The sequence below is a fragment of the Streptomyces chisholmiae genome (genome assembly GCF_031845445.1).
Taxonomy (GTDB): domain Bacteria; phylum Actinomycetota; class Actinomycetes; order Streptomycetales; family Streptomycetaceae; genus Streptomyces; species Streptomyces chisholmiae.
This window is the reverse complement of sequence record NZ_JAVREO010000012.1, coordinates 169,745-188,335: the sequence shown is the minus strand read 5'-3', so window position 1 is coordinate 188,335 and position 18,591 is coordinate 169,745. Positions and strand designations below refer to the sequence as shown.

The window sequence follows — 18,591 nt, the reverse complement described above, 5'->3', positions numbered from 1 at the left end:
TCCGAACGCCGCCGATCCTGTTCGAAGTTGCCGACCGTCACAGTGTGCGACAGGATGGCAGCATGGCGGAGGGGACATTGCTCGACGGCCGGTACCGGTTGGAACACCGGGTCGGCCAGGGCGCCACGGGGGTGGTGTATCGGGCGTTCGACACCGAGTCGGCAGGCAGGGTCGCGGTCAAGGTGCTGCACGACGAGGGCAGCGAGGCCACCAACGCTCGGACCACCCGGCGCCTGCACCGCGAGATCGGGGCGCTCCGCCGCATCAGCCACCCCAACGTCGTCAGCCTCCACGACACGGGGCTCGTCGATGAGCGCCCCTATCTGGTGATGGAGTGGCTCGGCGGCTTGGATCTGGTCGAGCTGCGCGAGCTGGCGGGTCCACTGTTACACCCGGCGGTCGGTGCGTTGGCGCGACAACTGGTGGACGGCCTGATCGCGACCCACCGCGCGTCGGTACTGCACCGGGACGTCAAACCCTCGAACGTGCGCGTCACCACCAACGGCCGTGCGGTCCTGTGCGACCTGGGGCTGGCCCGCCTGCGGGACGCGACCTCGATCACCAGGGCCGGCCACGTCATGGGCACGCCCCGCTACATGGCCCCCGAGGTGATCCGGGGCGAGCCCCCCACGCAGGCGTCCGACTTCTACGGCGTTGGGCTGTGTCTGCACGAACTCATCGTCGGCAGGCGCCCGTTCGACCACCGTGAGGACATCGGCGCGCTGCTGCTGTCGGTGTTGGACGAGGGGGTCACCACGCTCGACCCCGCACGGTACGGCGACCGAGTGCCGGCCGGCCTCATCGACCTCGTCAACGGCTGGTGCGACCGAGCCCCGGAACGCCGCCCGACCTCGCCCGCGTTGATCGACGGCCTGCTCCCCCCGGAGCCACCTGCCACGGCGGCCTCGCGGTTGCGCGACCTGATCGAGCACGCGACGGCTCAGCGGGAATCCGGAGGAGGGGCCAAGGACGCCTGGGCGCGGGTGAGCAACGCGGACACCGGCGTGACGCTCCGCGGCTCGGACCTCGTCACCAATGTCTGGCCGGGTGTCGACACCGTGGGCCCGAGCATCCCGGTGGGCGCCAAACCCCACGACCGGCACCCGCCGATGCTCTCGCTGGGTGACGTCACCCAGGCTTTGGTGCTGCACCGAATCACGCCACGCAACGCGGCCTCCCGCTTGCGGGAGGCGGTGGGAATGGTCCAACGCGGCGATCACCGTGAGGCGTTGGACCTCCTGACGACCATCGGGACGGTCGGCGCGGAGCAGTTGGGCCCTGGCGACCCCACCACTCTGACCGCCCGCTTCTGGCAGGCGGTCTGTCTCGCGCGGCTCGGGTCGGGTGAGGAGGCCCTCGCACTCCTCGCCACCGTCAACGCGCACACCGAGCCGGCGGTGCCGCCCGACGACGGCGAGCCGTCGCCCGTGCCCGCGCCGGAGGCGAACGAGAAGGGGGACCCCCAGTGACCGAGACCCGCGTCGAGGTGCGCATAGCACCTCGCGAGGACGAGAGCGGTGAGACGACCGCCGTGGAGGACGAACTCCGTTCCCTGGTCCGCTGGTTGCGCACCGACGAGAGCCTGGTGCATGGGCTGGTCGCCCAGCTGGAGGCCCAACGACCGCCTGGCGAGGGCGAGATGGGCGGGGCACTGGACGTGGTGGCTCTGGTGCTGGGCTCCGGGCTTTCGGCGGGCGCGCTGGCCGTCTCCGTGCTCCAGTGGCGGGACGCCCGGCGCACCAGCCGGCCGCTGGTGGTGAAACGCGGGGCGTGGGAGGTACACATTCCCCCGGGGCGGCCAGCCGACGAGGATACCTTCGACCGGCTGGTCGCCCTGCTGGAGGCGACCGATACGAGAGATGGGAACCGTGCCGGGAATGGTGGGGATCCCGACGGTGCCGGCGAGGGGCGGTGAGCGCACCGGGCCTGCCCGACCCGGCCGCTTCCCGGGCGGTGCTGCTGGGCGGGGCGCGATACGCGGAACTGGCTCAACTCCCCGCGGTCCGCGCCAACCTGCGCGACCTCGCCGGCGCCCTGCGGGACCCGCTGTTGTGGGGGCTGCCCGACGGGAACTGCGTCGAGGTGTGCGACCCGGGCACACCGTCGGAGCTGCTGGACCCGGTGCACCGGGCGGGTGAGGAGAGCACCGACACACTGCTCGTCTACTACGCGGGGCACGGGCTGCGCGATCCCGACACCGCCGACCTCTATCTCTCGTTGGCCGGCTCCCGCCCGCACACTGGCTACACCGCCGTCGCCTTCGACCATCTACGGGCCGCGCTGCGGCAGGCCAGAGCCCGGCGCAGGGTGCTCATACTGGACTGCTGCTTCAGCGGCCGGGCGGCCAGGACACTGGACGGCACGGACGCACTGGCGGCGCGGGCCACCATCGACGGGGCCTATGTGCTGACCGCCTCGCCAGCGGACCGGACCGCGCTGGCTCCGGAGGGCGAGCCGCACACCGCGTTCACCGGCGAGCTGCTGCGGCTGCTGCGACAGGGCGTTACCGGCGGGCCCGAGATGCTCGATCTGGACACGCTCTACCGGGAGTTGACGGACCGGCTGCGGGCGAAGTCGAGGCCGGCGCCGCAGCGCAGCCAGGAGAACGACATCGGGCGGCTGCCGCTGGTCCGCAACCGGGCCCTGGCCGCGCCGGACGCACCGGCGGGTCCCGTGGTGGACGCTGATGTGCGCACGGCCATCACGGCGGCGGGCCTGCGGCTGGGCCGGACGCTGCGTGCGGCGGGCCGCAACCGGGACGCGCTCACCGTGCTGCGCCTCGCCTTCGATGAGCGCGACGGCAGCGACCGGGACACGACCTTCGCCCTCCAGCTGGAACTGTCCGAGCTGCTGGCAGAAGCCGACCGTGCCAAAGAGGCGATCGAGGTGCTGGAGCAGGCGTTCCACCAAACCCAGCAGACGACGGGCCCGGAGGCCGTGCTGGTCTGCCGCCGGCTGGCCGAACTCCTCCAGGAGTCGGGCAACTACGTCCAGGCGTGTGAGGTGCTCAAGCACGCCCTCGACCTGGTTGAGGCCCGTTCCCGACGCGGCTGACCTCCCCAACGGATGGAAGTCGCGCACCACAACCGTTGGCCCAGTGCCCCTGCGTCCCCATGCGTGGGCGGTCACGGCCAGGACGGCGGCATGGGCGTCGATCGCGGCCTGTTCGGCTGGGGTGAACGCCATCTTGGGATCCTGGTACGGGGCTGACCGGCCCGCCCAGCGGTGTCTGGGCGGGCCCCCGCAGCCATTGACGTTGTCGGTTGCCGAGAAGTGCGGTGGCATCCTCGGTTGCGGCGGTGAGCGCGTGGGTGAGGTGTTCGGGGCGGCGGCCGCCGGCGCTGGCGAGGGCTCCGGTGCCGCCGCCTCCGCCGCCGACGGTCTTCGCGGCGCGGGTGATGACCTGGGCGGCTTGGACGCCGCGGCCGAGCAGGTGCGATGAGATGGGCGCGACGAGGAGGGCCTTGCCGGAGTGCTCCAGGGCTGGGACCACGATCGCGGGCCGGTCGGGGAGGTGGGTCAGGGAGTCGGAGGCAAGCTGCCGCAGCTCGGTGGGGTGATGCCGGTGACCTGCTGCGCGACGAGCTGCCCGCCGTCGGCTGGGCGGGCGGTGCCGGCGAGCCGGGCGGCCTGGGCGCGCAGTTCGGCTGCCCGCGGGTGTCCCAGTTCGGTCTGGGCGGTGGTGAGTGCCTCCAGGTGTTTGCGCAGGGCGCCGGGGGTGTCGGCGGGGCGGGTGCCGAGGAGAGCGGCGAGCTCGCTCGGCAGGCGCCGTTCGGTGTCGTGGTGGGTGAGGGCGCCGTGGCCGGTGAGGGCTTCGACGCGGCGGAGGTTGGAGCCGATCGAGGCGAACAAGGCCGTGTATGCGGAGTCGCCGCTGGGCGGGACGGTTGCGCAGACCGAAGAGATGGATGACGCGGTCGGCTCACTGCACACCGCGATCGGCCTGCAGGGCCGGCTCAACCCCTCGGTACGCCGCGCGGCGGAGATCATCGCTCAGGGCCGGCTCGGGCGGCTGCTCTCGGCACGAGTCGACGCGACGACCTGCGGCAACGGCCCGGAATCGGTGAGCGCGTACGCGTACTTCGACAAGGCAGTGTCCGGAGCCGGCTTTCTCACCATCGCCGCGGGCCACGTCCTGGATGTCGTCGAAGCCGTTCTCGGCGACATCACCGAAATCGACGCCCGCACCGAACTTCTCTGGCCACAGGTGAGATTGGTGGATACGGCGCGATTTCCGTCCGCGAGGTCCCGGATCACCTCGACGCCATCGCCAAGACCTCCTCGGGGGCGCCGGTCGGAGTGCAGATCCTGGCGGGCGTACCCGCCGCCGCCGACATCTGGACGGGCGCTTCCATCAACGTCGGCGAGGTCTACGCCAGCCTGGCCCGCGACATCACCAACGGCACCCGCCACACCCCAGGATTCCAGCACGCTGCCCACAACAGCCGACTCGTCGCCCGAGTCGAACAAGCCGCTCGGACCGGCGTCCGGCACTGACGCCACCACACCTCGCGGCACCGTGCACCACTGCCGGAGACGCACGGACAGCCGACAGAGACGCCCCACCCCGTCAGCCCCTGTGTCCGCGATCAAGGTCGCGGACACCAGGGGCCCATGGCGGCAGCCTTCGAGGGGCCGGGCCCGTGACGGATACGGCGACCGATCCGCGAGTACGGGCAGCCGACATAGGTTCGGACCCGCTGAAGGGTTCCCGCCATTCAACCACGACAACAATCAATTGGAGAATCCGAAATGCCTGCAGTCCTCGTCCATGGTGTACCTGATACCCACCGGCTTTGGGACACCGTCCGTTCCTATCTTCAACGCGAAGATATTGTGACGATCGATCTCCCCGGGTTTGGCGTACCCCTACCAGCGGGATTCACGTCGACGAAGGAAGAGTATCTCGATTGGCTTATCAAGAAGATCGAAAAAATCGGCGAACCCGTCGACCTGGTCGGTCATGACTGGGGGTCTCTGCTCACGGGCCGACTCGCGTCTATCCGACCAGATCTGGTGCGGACGTGGACAGGCATCAGCGGACCAATCGATCCGGATTATCCGTGGCACTATCTTGCCAAGATCTGGCAAACGCCAGGCGAGGGCGAGCAATGGATGGCTGACCTCGACCTTGAGGCGTTCGCAGCAAGCCTCAACGAGGCGCAGATGCCGCGCGACGCGGCAAACGAATCGGTCCGGCATCTCGATGCCACTATGCGAGCAAGCATTCTCGCCCTTTACCGTTCGGCGATCGAGGTCGGGGCGGAGTGGAAGCCAGGTTTGAGCAACGTGACCGCACCAGCGCTAGTGATCTGGGGCCTGGACGATCCGTTTCTTCCTCACCGTTTCGCCGACGAGCTCGGTAATGCCACACGCGCACGTGCCGTCTTCAAGCTGCGCAGCTCGCACTGGCCGATGATAGAGCGTCCGGCCGATGTCGCGCGCGAACTCGAGGCCCACTGGGCTCACGGGTAAAAACTGCACTTGGGTCACTCGGGCTCAAACCCCGCGGTCGCTACGCGAACGGCAATAATTGCTCGCTCGCCTTGGTGAGCCCGAGTGCCCACGCATTTGTCCGGAAACGAATCATCGTGACGCAGCCCGGAGAGCGTTGCCGGGGCTGCACACGGCAGGAGTATCCTCATGGCGAATTCAGCAAGTACCCGGATCGGCGTCGGCCTTGTCGGGGCTAGTACCGAACGGGGTTGGGGCGGAATCGCTCACGTCCCGGCGCTGCAGGCGCTCGACGCGTTCCAGATCCGCGCCGTCAGTACGACTCGTATGGAGAGCGCGAACGCGACCGCTCGTCGGCTGGGCGCCGATCTCGCCTTCGACACACATGAGGCTCTGGTCGTGCGACCGGAGGTCGACCTGGTGGTGGTTGCGGTCAAGGTGCCCGAGCACAAGCAGATTGTTTCCGACGCGCTGGCCGCCGGCAAGATGGTTTATTGCGAATGGCCGCTCGCAAGAAACCTATCGGAGGCCGAAGCGCTGGAGGGTTTTGCCCGCGAGCGGCGGCTGCGGACGGTTGTCGGGTTGCAGGGCGGCCTGCACCCGCCGATCCTCTTCCTTCGCGACCTCATCGCGCAAGGCGTGATTGGCAAGCCGCTCAGCACGAGCATCCGAGCGCATTTGACCGACGACATGTGGGTCGGCCGATATGACTCGCCGGTCGAGTACATGGCTCACGCGAAGCATGGCGCCACGCTTCTGAGCATCATGCTCGGCCACGGGCTCGAACCGCTTGCGCGCGTGCTCGGCACGTTCGAGAGTCTGTCTGCCGTCGTCGCCAATCAGCGCGGTGACGGCGTCCGCCTCTCCGATGGCGCGTCGCTGCCGAAGGACGCGCCGGATGAGATCGTCGTCGCCGGCGTTCTCGAAGGCGGAATCGTCACTTCGCTGCACTACAGTGCCGGGCAGTCTGCGGGCTCGGCGATGGTATGGGAGATCCAGGGCACCGAGGGCGGTGTGCGTGTGGAGTCGGCGTCGGGCTACATCCATTTCACCGATTTCACCATCACGCTGCGTCGCGGCAGCGAGCCTGTCCAAGTGCTACAGGTTCCCCCCGCTTATGCGGCTCCCGACCTGCAACTCGACGCACCCGCAGCGGGGGTCGCCCGCCTCTACGCCCAGTTCGCCGCCGACCTCCGCGACGGAACCGCCGATGCGCCGGATTTCGCGGTCGCACTCGATCGCCACCGGGTACTCGAGGCGATCACCCGGGCCGCTGAAACTGATCATCGGCAGCATCTGTCCCGCCCCGACCGAATGAACTCCAATCTTTGAACCGGGAGAGGCACTGCCGCAGGACCTGAGGAGATGGCGATCCGCGAGTCGCTGTTGCCTTCCCGCGTGCGCTTCGGGCCAGCAGGGGGCCAGCGCGAGCCACCCGGGACGGGCGAGAAGGTGGGGCAGGTGGGGCTCGAACCCACGGCCGACGGATGATGAGTCCGTTGTGTTGCCTCGTGGAAGTTCCTTGACTTCGCGCTATTTTCGACGTTCGGGGTCACCGGTGATGTACGTAGCTCCTCATGGGAGGTGCAGAAACGTGGGGGGTAATCTTTCTCGCGTTGAATATCGCTGTCAGTCGACATCGAATACGGGCCCCCACCGAGCCGGGTGGCGCCTGCGAGTCCTCCCCACGGTCGGCCATCTGCCCGTCCCATCGTTCACCGCCGGGATCATTGACCGCGCCGTGCACAGGTGGATCGCGGACGGTCACGGTATATCGACCATCAAGAACAACCTCGCCGTCGTGGCGGCGAGGTCTCCGGGGTCGCGCGGCGTCTGGACGTGCTGGAGGGTGAGCCGATGGCTCGCCTGTTCACCGGGCCGAGGGGCGGGCGCGTCACAACGGCCATCCTGCGGGACGCCGCGCACTGGGACGAGGTGGTCGTCGCGCTCGGGTACAAGCACCTGCGTCGCCACGACCTACGGCACACCGGGCTGACGTGGATGGCCGACGCCGGCGTTCCGGTGCACGTTCTACGGCAGATCGCCGGGCACCGGTCGCTGGCCACCACGTAGCGCTACCTGCACCCGAGCAACGACTCGATTCTCCAGGCGGGAGAGGCGCTCAACAGCCATCTGACGGGGAATCGTCCGGGCACGCTCCCCCCTCGTCCCCAAGTGGTCCCCAAGACGGGAACGTGTGGCCATCTCCGAGTGGTGCGGTAGTCCTTGACCGGGAACGACAAGAGACCCGCTGAGCTGGGAGGGAACCTCCGCTCAGCGGGCCTGTGTACCGTGTCGGGACGACAGGATTTGAACCTGCGACCCCTTGACCCCCAGTCAAGTGCGCTACCAAGCTGCGCCACGTCCCGGTACCTGCTCTGATCTGGGGCTTCGCCCTCGATCAGCGCGTGGAAGAACCATACCGCATCGACGCGGGTGCCCGCTCACGCCGGGGCTCGGTCGCCCGGGCCGCCGGCGGGCGTCGGCGGCCGCCGGTCAGTCGCCGGTCGGCCGCGCCGGCGGAGCTCCCGTGCCGCTCCCGCGCCCCGCCCGTTCCGCCCGGCGTCGCCCCCCGCCCCCGGGGCCGGCCTCCCCCGCCCCGCAAGGCGTTGACGTGCGAGGACGCACCCCGTACGTTTCGGCCGTCGATGATCGAGCCGGCCCCCGGACGGGGTGGGCGTGGAAGGGGCCGGAGATGGCACTGACCGATATGTCCTTGGCGGAACTGGTGCGCTACGACTCGGGGGTGACCCGGCCGGCGGACTTCGCCGCGTTCTGGTCGGACACCCTGGAGCAGGCGCGGACGGCCGGCGCCGGCCGTCCGGCGGAGTACCGGCCGGTGGCGGACGCCCGGCTGGCCACCGTTGACGTCTTCGACGTGCGCTTCCCCGGCTGGGGCGGCGAGCCCGTCGCGGCCTGGCTGCTGCTGCCCAGGAACGCCTCGGGTCCGCTGCCGGCCGTGGTCAGCTACCAGGGGTACAGCCAGGGGCGCGGCCTCTACCTGGAGCAGCTGTTGTGGAGCGCCGCCGGCTACGCCCACCTGGTGGTGGACAGCCGTGGTCAGGGCCACGACACCCCGGACCGGGACCCGTCCAGCGCCCCGCAGTGGGTGCGCGGCTTCCTGACCCGTGGGATAGCCGACCGGGACGAGTACTACTACCGGCGGCTGATGACCGACTGCGTGCGCGCGGTGGACGCGGTGCGCGAGCACCCGGCGGTGGACCCGGCGCGGGTGGTGGTGGCCGGCGGCAGCCAGGGCGGCGGGCTGGCCCTGGCCGCCGCCGGGGTGGCTGGGGACGCGGTGGCCGCCGCGCTGGTGGACGTGCCGTTCCTGTGCGACTACCGGCGGGGCGCCGACACGGCCAGCGACGGCCCCTACCCGGAGCTGGTGACCTACCTCGGGCGGCACCGCAGGGTGGAGCCGGCGCGGGTCTTCGACGTGCTGAACTACTTCGACGGGCAGCACTTCGCCGCGCAGGCCGTCGCTCCCGCGCTGTTCAGCGTGGGCCTGATGGACCCGGTCTGCCCGCCGGCCACGGTCTACGCCGCCTACAACCGGTACGCGGGCGAGAAGGAGATCACCGTCTGGGAGTTCGGTGACCACGGCGGGGGCTATGCCTCGCAGGCCGAGCGGCAGTTGGCCTGGCTGGCCGACCGGGGGCTCGGTAGCAAGGGCTGAACGCCGGTGGGCGCCCCCGTGGCCCGTCGGCCAACGATCGGACACCCCTGGACAAGTTGACCCGATCACCTGTTTTAATTGCGAGTGGTTCGCAACAACACAGGACACTCAGCGAGGGTATTGGGTGATGACGGTCCGCAGGCTGATCCGTGGTGGTGCCGCGCCGGGGGCGCTGGCCGTGCTGGTGGCCGTCGCCGGGTGCTCCGCGCCCAGCGACGAGGGGGACGACTCCGGGGGGAGCGGTGGCCAGGACAGCGTGGTGGTGGGCATAGCGAACGAGCCGGAGACGCTCAGCCCGCTGCTCGGCTACGGCAAGGACGGCAACTCCAAGATCTTCGACGGCCTGCTGCGGCACGACGGGGAGATGGGCCTTGAGCCGGCCCTGGCCACCGAGCTGCCCGAGATCAGCGACGACGGGCTGACCTACCGCTACCCGCTGCGGGAGGACGTCTCCTTCAGCGACGGGCAGCCGTTCACCGCGGCCGACGTGGTCTTCACCTACGAGACCATCCTGGACCCGGGCACCAACAACGCCGCCAAGGGCGAGCTGGACGCCATCGACAGCGTCGAGGCCGACGGCGACCACGCGGTGGTCTTCACCCTGAAGTACCCCTTCGCCCCGTTCGCCGAGCGGACCGTGCTGCCGATCGCCTCCGAGCGGGCCGCCGGCGACCAGGACGTCAACACCGGCGCCTACAACACCGAGCCGGTGGGCACCGGCCCCTACGTGCTGACCGACTGGTCGCCGGGCGAGCGGATCTCGCTGACCGCCAACCCCGAATACTGGGGCGGCGAGCCGGAGGTCAGGCGGGTCACCATGGCGGTCGTGCCGGACGACGACGTGCGCGCCACCCGGCTGCGCTCCGGCGACCTGGACGCCGCCGTGCTGCCGCCCAACCTCGCCGAGGGCTTCGCCGACGAGGACGGGATGGTCACCATCAACGCGGAGAGCGCCGACTTCCGCGCGGTCACCCTGCCGTCCGACAACCCGGTCACCGGCGACGTGGACATCCGCCGCGCCCTGGACCTGGCCGTGGACCGCGAGCTGATGGTGGAGAGCATCCTGCTGGGCGCCGGGCACCCGGCGTACAACGCGATCCCCACCGCCAGCCCCTGGTTCGCCGAGGGCACCGAGCGGGCCTTCGACCGGGAGGGTGCCGGCCAGCTGCTGGAGCAGGCCGGCTGGGCGCTCCAGGACGACGGCTTCCGGGCCAGGGACGGCCAGCGCGCCGAGTTCACCCTGTGGTACCCGGCCGGCGACCGGCTGCGGCAGGAACACGCCCTGGCCTACGCCTCGGACGCCAAGGAGATCGGCATCGACATCACCGTCGAGTCCGGCTCCTGGGAGATCATCGACGGCCAGCTCGCCGAGGACGCCGTGCTCTCCGGCGGCGGCGACCCGGCCGACCCCGACTTCCAGCTGTACACGCTGCTCCACTCCGAGCTGGCGGGCAACGGCTACAACAACATGGCGCACTACCGGAACCCGGCCGTCGACGAGCTGCTGGACGAGGGCCGGCAGAGCGGCGACCCGGCCGAGCGCGAGGCGGCCTACGAGGCCGTCCAGCGGGAGCTGGTCGAGGACCCGGGCTACACCTTCCTGACCCACGTCGACCACGTCTACGTGATGGCCGACGCGTGGGACGGCGTCACCACCCAGGTCGAGCCGCACGACCACGGCCTGGGGCACGGCCCCTGGTGGAACGTGGAGGACTGGCGAGTGCGCTCGTGACGGTGCCCTGGCCCGCGGTGGCCAGGCTGGTCGGGCGGCGGCTGCTGGCCGCCGTCCCGGTCATGGTCCTGGTCACCCTCGGCATGTTCGCGGTGGCGGCGGCCTCGCCGTTCGACCCGGTGCGCCGCTACGTGGGTGACGCCTCCGGCGCCTCCCAGGAGACGCTGGACGCGCTGCGCGCCAACCTCTCGCCCGACGGCACCTTCGTCGAGCAGTGGTGGAGCTGGCTCACCTCGGTGCTCGGCGGCGACCTCGGCCAGTCCATGGCGCTGCGCCAGCCGGTCTCCCAGGTGATCGCCGAACGGGTCGGCTGGTCGCTGCTGCTGTGCGCGGTCGCGTTCGTCGGCTCCGTGCTGCTGGGCACCGCGCTCGGGGTGCTGGCCGCGCGCCGCGAGGGCGGCCCGCTGGACCGGCTGTTCAGCTCGCTGGCGTACACCCTGCAGGCCGCGCCGCCGTTCTGGCTGGCGCTGCTGGCGATCTGGCTGTTCGCGCTCCAGCTGGACGTGCTGCCGGCCGGCGGGCTCACCGACGCCGGCAGCGACACCGTCACCGCCGGCTCGCTGCTGAGCCATCTGGCGCTGCCGGCCGCCGTGTTGACCATCTCGCAGCTGCCCTGGTTCGTGCTCTACGTCCGGCAGGGCGTCTCCGACGCGCTGCACGAGGACCCGGTGCGCGGGGCCAGGGCGCGCGGGGTGAGTGAGCGGACGGTGCTGCTCGGGCACGCGCTGCGCTCCGGGCTGCTGCCGGTGCTCACCCTGGTCGGCACCCGGGTGCCCGAGCTGATCACCGGGGCGCTGCTGGTGGAGACGGTCTTCAGCTGGCCCGGCATCGCCTCGGCCACGGTGCGGGCGGCGACCGACACGGACTTCCCGCTGCTGGCCGCGCTCGCCGCGTTCTCCGCCCTCGCGGTGCTGGCCGGCAACCTGCTGGCGGACCTGCTGTACGGGCTCGCCGACCCGCGCGTCGATCTGAACGAGATGTGAGCGCCATGGCCCAGGAAACCTCCCCACCGCCGGCGCGGACGGACAGCGTGTCGGCCCGTGCCTGGCGCGCCGCCGGCGACGCCCGCCGGGGCACCCGGCGGGTGCGGGCCGTGGTCGCGGTCACGCTGGTCGGGCTCGCCGCGCTGGCCGTGCTGCTGGTGCCGGTGCTCTTCCCGCTGGACCAGCAGGCCGTCGACCTCACCAACAAGCTGGAGCCGCCCTCCGGCGCGCACCTGTTCGGCACCGACGACATGGGGCGCGACCTGCTGCTGCGCAGCGTGTACGGGCTGCGGGTCTCGCTGCTGGTCGGGCTGGTCGCCGCGCTGGTGGCCAGCGGCCTGGGGCTGGCGCTCGGCGCGCTGGCCGGCGCGGTCGGCGGGCGGGTTGACCGGCTGCTGATGCGGCTGGTCGACACCTTCACCGCCGTGCCGCACCTGCTGATGGGCATCTTCATCGTGGCGATGTTCCGGCCCGGGGTGTGGCCGGTGGTTGCCTCGGTCGGGCTGACCCACTGGGTCTCCACCGCCCGCATCGTCCGGGCCGAGGTGCACTCGCTGCGGGCCCGGCCGTTCGTGGACGCCGCGATCTCCGGCGGCGCCTCCCGGCTGCGGGTCGCCGCCCGCCACCTGCTGCCCGCCGTGCTGCCGCAGGCCGGGCTGGCCGCGGTGCTGATGGTGCCGCACGCCGTCTGGCACGAGTCGGCGCTGTCCTTCCTGGGGCTCGGCATCCCGGCGCACCAGGCCAGCCTGGGCACCATGATCAACGGGGCCAGGGGTTCGCTGTCGGCCGGCGACTGGTGGCCGACGCTCTTCCCCGGCCTGTTCATCGTGGTCACCACGCTCGCCATCGCCGGCGTGGCCAGCCTGTGGCGGGAGCGGATCAACCCACGTCGCCGATCGGAGCTGGTGCTGTGACCGAGGCCCCCGCCGTCGCCCCGCCCCCGCCGGCCGCTCCGGCGCCGGGCGGCGGGCCGCTGCTGTCCGTGGACGGCCTGTCGGTGCGTTTCCTGATGCCCGGCGGGCGCCGGGTAGCGGCCGTCGCGGACGTCTCCTTCGACCTGGCCGCCGGCGAGTGCCTGGCGCTGGTGGGGGAGAGCGGCTGCGGCAAGTCGGTGCTGGCCTCGGCGCTGCTGGGGCTGCTGCCGGCCAACGCGCAGACCCGCGGCGCCGCCCGGCTGGCGCCGGCCGGCCCCGACCTGCTGACCGCGTCGGAGGCGGTGCTGGCCCGCACCGTGCGCGGGCGCCGGGTCGGCCTGATCCCGCAGAGCCCGGCCGGCCACCTCACCCCGGTGCGCACCGTCAGGTCCCAACTGGAGGAGACGGTACGCGAGGTGACCGAGGTGCCGCGGGCCGGCCTGCGGGCCGCCGCGGAACGGGCCGCCGAGCGTGCCGCGTTCCCGCTGGACCACCTGGACCGGTACCCGCACCAGCTCTCCGGCGGGCTGGCGCAGCGGGCCGCCACCGCGCTCGCGTTGGTGGCCGACGCCCCGCTGCTGATCGCCGACGAGCCGACCACCGGCCTGGACCGCGACCTGGTGGACCGCACCGTGGACGAGCTGCGCCGCCAGGTGGACGAGGGCCGTGGCCTGTTGGTGATCACCCACGACCTATCCGCGGCGGCCAGGATCGCCGACCGGGTGGCCGTGATGTACGCCGGCCGGATCGTCGAACTCGCCGCCGCCGACGCCTTCTTCGGCACGCCCGGGCCCCGGCACCCGTACGCCGCCGGGTTGTTGGAGGCGCTGCCGGAGCGGTCCTTCGTGCCCATCCCCGGGCTGCCGCCTGAGCTGGACGCGCTGCCCGCCGGCTGCGCCTTCGCCCCGCGCTGCGCCGCCGCCAGCGCGGCCTGCGCCGAGCTGCCCGCGTTCAGCGGCGGCGTCGCCTGCCACCACCCGCGAGAGGTCGCCGATGCTTGAGCTGGACGGGATCACCGCCGGATACGACCGCCGCGCCCCGGTGCTCTCCGGGCTGTCGCTCGCCGTCGCGGACGGGGAGGCGGTCGGGCTGCTCGGGCCGAGCGGCTGCGGCAAGTCCACCGTGGCCCGGGTCGCCGCGCTGCTGCACCGGCCCTACGCCGGCACCGTGCGGCTGGCGGGCCAGCCGGTCCACGGCTTCAGGTTCCGCGCGCCACGGTCCCAACGCACCAGCGTCGGGCTGGTCTTCCAGCAGCCCCGGCTGGCCGCCGACCCGAGGATGACGCTCCGTCAGCTGATCGCGGCGCCCGCCCACGCCACCGGACGCGGTGACGAACTCGCCTCACATGTCGATGAGTTGGCCACCCGGGTCGGGCTGACCGGCGACCTGTTGGCCCGCCGGCCGCACCAGGTCAGCGACGGCCAGCTGCAACGAGCCTGCGTGGCCCGCGCGTTGCTGCTCACCCCCCGGCTGCTGATCTGCGACGAGATGACCGCCATGCTGGACGCCTCCACCACGGCCGCGCTGGTCGCCGTCGTCGAGGAGTACCGCGCCGCGCACGGCGCCGCGCTGCTGGCCGTCGGCCACGACCGGGTGCTGCTGCGCCGCTGGTGCGACCGCGTGCTGGACTTTCCGGGGACGCCGGCGGCCGGCCACCCCGACCGGGTGCCGGCGCCGTCCGGCGGTCACTCGAACCGTTCGGCGAGCGAGCCGACCGCCAGGCCCAGCACCAGCAGCACCACGCAGGTGAAGACCTCGTAGCCGTCCAGGAAGCCGATTCGGTGGACCACGGTCCACACGTCGAACCAGTCCCAGAAGTAGTGCACCAACCCGCCCGCGCCCTGGGCCAGCAGCACGAAGGCGAGGAACCCGAGAATCCTGTCCATGGCCGGGACGCTAGGGGCGAAGGCCGGCCGGCGGCCTCGGCCAAAGGTCTCGCCGGCCGCGACCAAGGTAGTCGGCGCCGCTACCTTGGTCGCGGATCCGTCCGCCGCCGCCCGGCGCCGGCCCGGCGGCCGGTACCTTCGGGTCTCGTGACCGAGCGCGTCCCCCTCCACCGTCGTTTCCGCCGCCCCGACCAGCGGGTGGTGGACCTGGCCTTCATCGTGCTGGCGGCCGTCGCCACCGTGGCCAGCTCTGGCGTGCTGGTGGGGGAGACCCACGAGACCACCGGCGCCGTCGTCCTGGACCAGACCGTCGCCGGGCTGGCCTGCGGGCTGCTGTGGTGGCGCCGCCGCCGGCCGGTGCTGGTCGCGGTGGTCATCCAGCTCGTCGGCCTGCCCTCGCACGCCATGGCCGGCCCCGGCCTGGCGAGCCTGTTCACCGTCGCCGTGCACTGCCGCACCCGCACCCTGGTGCTGCTGGTCCTCATGAAGCTGCTCCTGATACCGGTCAACGTGGACCAGCGGCCGGAGTCCTCCATCTCCGACGCGACCTCCGTCACGATGAAGCTAGTGATGATCACCGCGGTCGTCTCCTGGGGGCTGTCGGTGAAGTCGCACCGGAGGCTGCGGGCGACCCTCTACGAGCAGGCCCAGCGCCGCACCCGGGAGGCCGTCGCCCGGGAGATGCACGACGTGCTCGCGCACCGCCTCTCGCTGCTGAGCGTGCACGCCGGCGCGCTGGAGTACCACCCGGACGCCCCGCCCGAGCAGGTCCGCCAGGCGGCCGGCGTCATCCGCGAGAGCGCCCACCTGGCGCTGGAGGAACTCCGGGACGTGATCGGGGTGTTGCGGGCCGAGCCGGGCGAGGACGGCGCGCCGGAGCGGCCCCAGCCGACGCTGGCCGACCTGCCCCGGCTCGCCGACGAGTCCCGCCGGGCCGGCACCCCGGTCCGGCTCGACCAGCGCGCCGAGGCCGACGGCGCGCCCCCCGAGACGGTGGGCCGCACCGGCTACCGGGTGGTGCAGGAGGGCCTGACCAACGTCCGCAAACACGCGCCCGGCGCCGAGGCGCTGGTCAGCGTCGCCGGCGGGCCCGGCGCCGGGCTCACGGTCCGGATCAGCAACCGGCTGGCCGCGCCCCCGCCGGGGCCCGGCGTCCCGGGCGCAGGGGCCGGCCTGACCGGCCTGACCGAGCGGGTGGCGCTGGCCGGCGGACGGCTGACCCACCGGCGGACCGGGGATGACTTCGTGCTGACCGCCTGGCTACCGTGGCCGACATGACGATCAGGGTCCTGCTGGTGGACGACGACGCGCTGGTCCGGTCCGGGCTGCGGCTCATGCTGGGCGCCGCCGAGGACCTCCTCGTGGTGGGCGAGGCGGCCGACGGCCGGGAGGTGCCGGCGCTGGTCGCCGCCGAGCGGCCCGACGTGGTGCTGATGGACGTCCGGATGCCGGGCCTCGACGGCCTGGCCGCCACCGAACGGCTGCGCCAGCGCGACCCGGCGCCCGAGGTCATGATGCTGACCACCTTCCACGCCGACGAGCACGTGCTGCGCGCGCTGCGCGCCGGGGCCGCCGGCTACGTGCTCAAGGACACCCCGCCGGCGGAGATCGTGGCCGCCGTCCGCCGGGTCGCGGCCGGCGAGCCGGTGCTCTCCGCCGCCGTTACACAGCGGCTGATCGCCCAGGTCACCGGCGACCGCCGGGACACCAGGCGGGCCCGCCGCCGGATCGACGCGCTGCCGGAGCGGGAGCGGGCGGTGGCACTGCTGCTCGGCCAGGGCAGGACCAACGCGGAGATCGCCGCCGAGCTGTACCTCTCGGTGCCGACCGTGAAGACCCACGTCTCCCGCCTCCTGACCAAGCTCGACCTGAACAACCGCACCCAGGTGGCGCTGCTGGTGCACGACGCCCGGCTGCTGCCGGACGGGCCGCGCTGACGCCCCACCGCCGGCCGCCGGCGGCGGGGCATCAGCGCGGCCTCACCGGCCGGTCACGGCTTGCGGGCCACCCCGCCGTACATCCCGATGTCCTCGTCCCTGATGCCGGCCGGCGCGCTGCCGTCCGGGCGCCACTTGTGGATCTGCACCACCCCCGGGTCGACCAGGTCCAGGCCGGTGAAGAACTCCGCCGCCTCGGGCAGGTTCCGCAGCCGCATCGGCATGCCGCGGGCCGCGTACTCCCGGGAGACCCGGCCGACCTCCTCGGGGGCGAAGTCCGCGGTGCCGATGGTCATCGCCAGGTAGCTGCCCGCGGCCAGCGGCTCCAACAGTCGCCGAACGATGCCGATCGCGTCGTCCTCGTCCAGCACGAAGTGCACGATGGCGATCACCGTCAGCGCCACCGGCTGGCTCAGGTCGAGCGTCTCGCGCAGCTCGGGCGCCGCCAGCACGGCCGCCGGGTCCCGCATGTCGGCCTCGACGTAGGCGGTGCGGCCGGCGGCGCTGCTGGTGAGCAGCCCGCGGGAGAGCGAGAGCACGATCGGGTCGTTGTCCATGTAGACGACCCGGGCGTCCGGCGCCACCTCCTGCGCGATCTCGTGCAGGTTGGGCGAGGTGGGGATGCCGGTGCCGATGTCGAGGAACTGCCGGATGCCGGCCTCGGCGGCCAGGTGCCGGACGGCCCGGTGCATCCAGTCCCGGTTGGCCCGCATGTGGATCGGCAGCGCCGGCCACTCGACGCACATGGCGTCGCCGGCCTCCTTGTCGGCCGGGTAGTAGTCGGAACCGCCCAGGATGTAGTCGTAGATGCGGGCGGAGTGGGCACTGCCGGTGTCGATGCGGTCGGCCGGCCAGCCGTCGTCGGACATCTCGCTTCCCTTCGTGCGCTGGAGGGGATCGGCCCGGGGCCCAACCGGCCCCGGGAAGCTCACAGTTCGTCGCGGAGCGCGGCGAGGATCTCGGGGGTGCGGGTGCCGGGGGCGGCCTGGGCGCCCAGCCGGTCCAGCGCCTCCCGGTAGACCAGTACGTCGGCCCGGTCGTCCAGGTAGACCGCGCCGATCAGGTTGGCCAGGTAGGCGATGTCCGGCAGCTCCTTGGCGCGGAACCGGAAGAGGTGGAAGGCGCCGGCCCCCTGCGCCGGGTGCGGGCCGCGCTGGAAACGCATCAACTGAAGTGTCACGTGCGGTAGTTCGCAGGTGGCCAGCAGGTGGTCGAGCTGCCGGCGCCGCACCGCTGGGCCACCCACCGGCCAGCGCAGCGCCGTCTCGTCCATCACCACCCACAGCCGGGGCGGGTCGGCCCGGTGCAGCAGCTCCTGGCGGCGCATCCGCAGCGCCACCCGCCGCTCCTGGTCCCGGGGCGCGGCGTGCGGGTGCTCGGCGTTGAGCAACGCCCGGGCGTACTCCTCGGTTTGCAGCAGGCCGTGGACGAACTGCGGCTCGTAGGCACGGATCTGACGTGCCGCCTGTTCCAGGTTGAGGTAGGCGGCGAACCAGTCGGGCAGCACGTCGCGGTAGGTGTGCCACCAGCCGCGCTTGTTGGCCTCGCGCACCGAGCGCAGGAAGGTGTCGATCTCCTCCGGGTCCGCCACCCCGTAGGTCTCCAGCAGCTTCTCGATGTCGCCCAGCCGGAGCCGGGCGACCTTGGCGCCCTCGATCCGGCGGATGGTGGAGTGGCTGACGCCGAGCGCCTCACCGGCCTGCGCGTAGGAGAGTCCGGCCTGGCGGCGTAACTCCTCCAGCTGACGCCCCAGGATCATCCGCAGCACGGCCGGCGCCCCTCCCCAGTCCGTTCCGTGGGTCACTGACGCCTCCTCACCCGATCCGCGACGCCCCTGCGCGGCCTCTCGGCGACCCAGCCTAGAGTCATGACAGTGGCGATATGCAAATTGCAACTTACCTGTTGCGGACTGAACTTGGCAGTGTCAGAGTGGCTGAGAGCGGTTACTACTGGCATGACTCGTGGCCAGACGCGGGGGATATAGCCTCTTCTGTCTGGTTTCACCC

General features: G+C 72.1%; 20 protein-coding genes, 1 tRNA gene and 1 pseudogene. 16 read left to right on the top strand and 6 right to left on the bottom strand.

Features of this window, described 5'->3' with window-relative positions; genetic code table 11:
• Positions 1-62: 62 nt before the first annotated feature.
• From RM844_RS20805 to RM844_RS20795, 3 genes are read left to right on the top strand one after another with little or no spacing between them, the layout of a single operon-like run.
• Positions 63-1,469, top strand: coding sequence for a serine/threonine-protein kinase (locus RM844_RS20805; RefSeq protein ID WP_311668814.1), 1,407 nt, complete (start codon positions 63-65; stop codon positions 1,467-1,469).
• Positions 1,466-1,915 carry an effector-associated constant component EACC1 gene (locus RM844_RS20800; RefSeq protein ID WP_311668813.1) on the top strand — a complete coding sequence of 150 codons (450 nt, stop codon included), beginning with the start codon at positions 1,466-1,468 and terminating at the stop codon, positions 1,913-1,915. The genes RM844_RS20805 and RM844_RS20800 overlap by 4 nt, the downstream gene beginning before the upstream one ends.
• Positions 1,912-3,054, top strand: a complete 1,143-nt coding sequence (locus tag RM844_RS20795) for a caspase family protein (RefSeq protein ID WP_311668812.1) — start codon at positions 1,912-1,914, stop codon at positions 3,052-3,054. Before RM844_RS20800 ends, RM844_RS20795 begins: the two co-directional genes overlap by 4 nt.
• Here RM844_RS20795 and RM844_RS20790 read toward each other — a convergent pair.
• Both RM844_RS20790 and RM844_RS20785 read right to left on the bottom strand, forming a co-directional pair.
• The gene (locus RM844_RS20790; protein ID WP_311668868.1) at positions 3,008-3,523 is read right to left on the bottom strand and encodes a DHHA1 domain-containing protein; all 516 of its coding nucleotides are present in this window, start codon (positions 3,521-3,523) and stop codon (positions 3,008-3,010) included. The genes RM844_RS20795 and RM844_RS20790 overlap by 47 nt on opposite strands.
• Positions 3,520-3,852 (bottom strand): hypothetical protein, encoded by a 333-nt coding sequence (locus RM844_RS20785; RefSeq protein ID WP_311668811.1) that lies wholly within the window; start codon positions 3,850-3,852, stop codon positions 3,520-3,522. Before RM844_RS20785 ends, RM844_RS20790 begins: the two co-directional genes overlap by 4 nt.
• A gap of 52 nt (positions 3,853-3,904) precedes the next feature.
• Here RM844_RS20785 and RM844_RS33595 point away from each other — a divergent pair.
• From RM844_RS33595 to RM844_RS20765, 5 genes and pseudogenes are all read left to right on the top strand, one after another.
• Positions 3,905-4,174 (top strand): annotated as a pseudogene (locus RM844_RS33595) (Gfo/Idh/MocA family protein); the annotation flags it as partial.
• Positions 4,175-4,299: 125 nt separating this feature from the next.
• Positions 4,300-4,497, top strand: a complete 198-nt coding sequence (locus tag RM844_RS20780; protein WP_311668810.1) for a hypothetical protein — start codon at positions 4,300-4,302, stop codon at positions 4,495-4,497.
• A 255-nt stretch (positions 4,498-4,752) separates the two neighbouring features.
• Positions 4,753-5,475, top strand: a complete 723-nt coding sequence (locus RM844_RS20775; protein ID WP_311668809.1) for an alpha/beta fold hydrolase — start codon at positions 4,753-4,755, stop codon at positions 5,473-5,475.
• Positions 5,476-5,643: 168 nt separating this feature from the next.
• Entirely contained in the window at positions 5,644-6,786 is a 1,143-nt protein-coding gene (locus tag RM844_RS20770) for a Gfo/Idh/MocA family protein (protein ID WP_311668808.1), read from the top strand.
• A 525-nt stretch (positions 6,787-7,311) separates the two neighbouring features.
• Entirely contained in the window at positions 7,312-7,527 is a 216-nt protein-coding gene (locus RM844_RS20765) for a tyrosine-type recombinase/integrase (RefSeq protein ID WP_311668807.1), read from the top strand.
• Between the two features lie 222 nt (positions 7,528-7,749).
• On the opposite strand, the gene RM844_RS20760 is transcribed toward RM844_RS20765, so the two are convergent.
• Positions 7,750-7,823: transfer RNA gene (locus RM844_RS20760), tRNA-Pro, on the bottom strand.
• 326 nt (positions 7,824-8,149) lie between these two features.
• On the opposite strand from RM844_RS20760, the gene RM844_RS20755 reads away from it, so the two are divergent.
• The 6 genes from RM844_RS20755 (at position 8,150) to RM844_RS20730 (ending at position 14,523) form a co-directional block, all read left to right on the top strand.
• Positions 8,150-9,133 carry an acetylxylan esterase gene (locus RM844_RS20755; protein ID WP_311668806.1) on the top strand — a complete coding sequence of 328 codons (984 nt, stop codon included), beginning with the start codon at positions 8,150-8,152 and terminating at the stop codon, positions 9,131-9,133.
• Between the two features lie 127 nt (positions 9,134-9,260).
• The gene (locus RM844_RS20750) at positions 9,261-10,865 is read left to right on the top strand and encodes an ABC transporter substrate-binding protein (protein WP_311668805.1); all 1,605 of its coding nucleotides are present in this window, start codon (positions 9,261-9,263) and stop codon (positions 10,863-10,865) included.
• 62 nt (positions 10,866-10,927) lie between these two features.
• Positions 10,928-11,848, top strand: a complete 921-nt coding sequence (locus tag RM844_RS20745) for an ABC transporter permease (protein WP_394814563.1) — start codon at positions 10,928-10,930, stop codon at positions 11,846-11,848.
• 5 nt (positions 11,849-11,853) lie between these two features.
• Positions 11,854-12,762 carry an ABC transporter permease gene (locus RM844_RS20740; protein WP_311668804.1) on the top strand — a complete coding sequence of 303 codons (909 nt, stop codon included), beginning with the start codon at positions 11,854-11,856 and terminating at the stop codon, positions 12,760-12,762.
• A 95-nt stretch (positions 12,763-12,857) separates the two neighbouring features.
• The gene (locus tag RM844_RS20735) at positions 12,858-13,763 is read left to right on the top strand and encodes an ABC transporter ATP-binding protein (protein WP_311668866.1); all 906 of its coding nucleotides are present in this window, start codon (positions 12,858-12,860) and stop codon (positions 13,761-13,763) included.
• Positions 13,756-14,523, top strand: coding sequence for an ABC transporter ATP-binding protein (locus tag RM844_RS20730; RefSeq protein ID WP_311668803.1), 768 nt, complete (start codon positions 13,756-13,758; stop codon positions 14,521-14,523). Before RM844_RS20735 ends, RM844_RS20730 begins: the two co-directional genes overlap by 8 nt.
• On the opposite strand, the gene RM844_RS20725 is transcribed toward RM844_RS20730, so the two are convergent.
• Positions 14,448-14,648: a hypothetical protein gene (locus RM844_RS20725; protein ID WP_311668802.1), complete on the bottom strand. Its 201-nt coding sequence runs from the start codon at positions 14,646-14,648 to the stop codon at positions 14,448-14,450. The two genes, RM844_RS20730 and RM844_RS20725, sit on opposite strands and share 76 nt — an antisense overlap.
• A gap of 147 nt (positions 14,649-14,795) precedes the next feature.
• Between RM844_RS20725 and RM844_RS20720 the strand changes: the two genes are divergently transcribed.
• Together RM844_RS20720 and RM844_RS20715 are read left to right on the top strand one after the other, a co-directional pair.
• Complete coding sequence (locus RM844_RS20720; RefSeq protein ID WP_311668801.1) at positions 14,796-15,926, top strand: sensor histidine kinase; 1,131 nt, start codon at positions 14,796-14,798, stop codon at positions 15,924-15,926.
• A complete protein-coding gene (locus RM844_RS20715) occupies positions 15,923-16,585 on the top strand; it encodes a response regulator transcription factor (protein ID WP_311668800.1) in 663 nt (220 codons plus the stop codon). The genes RM844_RS20720 and RM844_RS20715 overlap by 4 nt, the downstream gene beginning before the upstream one ends.
• Positions 16,586-16,638: 53 nt before the next feature.
• Here the strand turns inward: RM844_RS20715 and RM844_RS20710 are convergent, their stop codons facing one another.
• Together RM844_RS20710 and RM844_RS20705 are read right to left on the bottom strand one after the other, a co-directional pair.
• The gene (locus tag RM844_RS20710) at positions 16,639-17,454 is read right to left on the bottom strand and encodes an SAM-dependent methyltransferase (RefSeq protein WP_311668799.1); all 816 of its coding nucleotides are present in this window, start codon (positions 17,452-17,454) and stop codon (positions 16,639-16,641) included.
• Between the two features lie 59 nt (positions 17,455-17,513).
• On the bottom strand, positions 17,514-18,389 hold the full coding sequence (locus RM844_RS20705) for a helix-turn-helix domain-containing protein (protein ID WP_311668798.1): 876 nt from the start codon (positions 18,387-18,389) through the stop codon (positions 17,514-17,516).
• Between the last annotated feature and the right edge of the window lie 202 nt (positions 18,390-18,591).